Genomic DNA, 1,713 nt, shown 5'->3' on the forward strand with positions numbered 1-1,713 from the left:
AGATAGACGATCGTCTGCCCGGCAAAACCACCAGCAAGTGCATCGGCCAGCGCCTCGGCGCAAGCAAGGCCGATGCCGCGCGCGCCGCCGGTGACGATCGCTGCCGGGCGGCTCATGTTGCAAGCTCCGTTTTGCGGATATGATCGGCGACGCGCAGCGCCTGTGCGGCGATCGACAGCGCCGGATTGACGGCGGCCGAATTCGGCAGGAAGCCGGCGTCGACGACGAACAAATTGCTGTGGTCGAAGGAGCGGCAGAACGGATCCAGCGGCGAGGTCGCCGGATCGTTGCCCATCTTCACCGTGCCGCACTGATGCGAGGGCGTGCGCTTGTCAAACGGCCGCGACAGCACGATCGGATAGCCGCAGGCGCGGAAATTCTCGCGCATCACCTTGGTCAGTCCGTCGAGCGACTGCATGTTGGAGCGCCGCCACTGCATGACGATGTCCTTGCCGTCGACCATGATGCGGCTCTCGGGATCGGGCAGGTCTTCGCACATCAGATACCAGTCGACGGCGTGGCCGGCCATGAAATCGAGCGCGAATTTGGGCGCGCGCCTGACATTGGCCTTGAGGATGTTGCCGTCGATCTTGCCGAGGAGCTGGACGTTGCCGAGCGGCTTGCCGCCCTTGCCGTCGGACAGATAATAATCGTTCAGCATCAGCGTCTTCTGGTAGACGGATTTGTTCCGGCGGCGCGGGTCGATCGCCAGCATGGCGCTCGAATTGTGGTTCATGAAGTTGCGGCCGACCTGGTCGGAGCGGTTGGCCAGGCCTTTCCCGTTGGCGGAAGGCGAGCGCAGCAGGATGGCGGCGGAATTGACCGCGCCGGCCGACAGGATGACCAGTTTCGGCGCGACTTTCTTCAGCGTACCGTCCTGTCGATAGTGGACGGCGGCGATTGTCCTGGCATCCGGCGATGCCTCGAGATGTTCGACAAGGGCGCCGGTCTCGAGCTTGATGTTCTGGTCGGCAAGGGCCGCCGCCAGCGGCCCCGTTTGGGCGTCGACCTTGCCGGCGCCGGTGTTGGGAAAAGCGTCCCACGGCGTGCTGCCGTCTTTCAGCCAGGCTTCGATGTCGACGCCCAGCGGCAGCGATGCCGGGTGCAGACCCAGGCTCCTGAGTTCGGCGCGCGCACGCGCGATCGGCGGCTCGTCGGGTACCGGCCCGAAAGGGTAGGGCATCGAGTGGAACGGCTCGGTCGGGTCTTCACCCAGCGCACCGCGCACGCGGAAAAGCTGCTCGGCCCTGGAATACCAGGGTTCGAATTCCTCATAGGAAAACGGCCAGGCCGGCGAGATGCCGCCATAGTGCTCCATCTCCGAAAAGTCTTGCCTGCGGTAGCGGATCAGCACGGCGCCGTAGAATTTCGAATTGCCGCCGACATAGTAGTAATTGCCCGGGTTGAAAGGCGCTCCGCCGGCCTCGAGCCACATCTCCTTCGGCCGATAGTGACCATCGACGAAGATAGCTCGCGTGTCGCGCGTGTGCGGCGTTGCCGGCAGTGGTTCGCCGCGCTCCAGCATCAGGATCGAGGCGCCACTGCCGGCAAGGCCGGAGGCGATCGTGGCGCCGCCTATGCCGGAGCCGATGATGACGATGTCGGGATTTGTCATGGCGGTCAGACGATGCGTTTCTCGGTCGCCGGATCGAAGAACACCGCCTTGGTCAGATTGAAGGCGAGCGGGGTGACCGTGCCGGGCTGGATGTTGGC

At 64.6% G+C, this 1,713-nt stretch carries 1 protein-coding gene; it reads right to left on the minus strand.

The features are described from left to right. Positions 1-112: 112 nt before the first annotated feature. Complete coding sequence (locus E5W70_RS28995; RefSeq protein ID WP_292664724.1) at positions 113-1,615, minus strand: GMC family oxidoreductase; 1,503 nt, start codon at positions 1,613-1,615, stop codon at positions 113-115. Positions 1,616-1,713: the final 98 nt, after the last annotated feature.

This window comes from Mesorhizobium sp., assembly GCF_005063415.1.
Classification (GTDB): domain Bacteria; phylum Pseudomonadota; class Alphaproteobacteria; order Rhizobiales; family Rhizobiaceae; genus Mesorhizobium.

Coding starts and splice junctions, on each gene's coding strand:
- E5W70_RS28995 (WP_292664724.1), bottom strand. CDS start 1,615: ATGACAAATCCCGACATCGTCATCATCGGCTCCGGCATAGGCGGCGCC.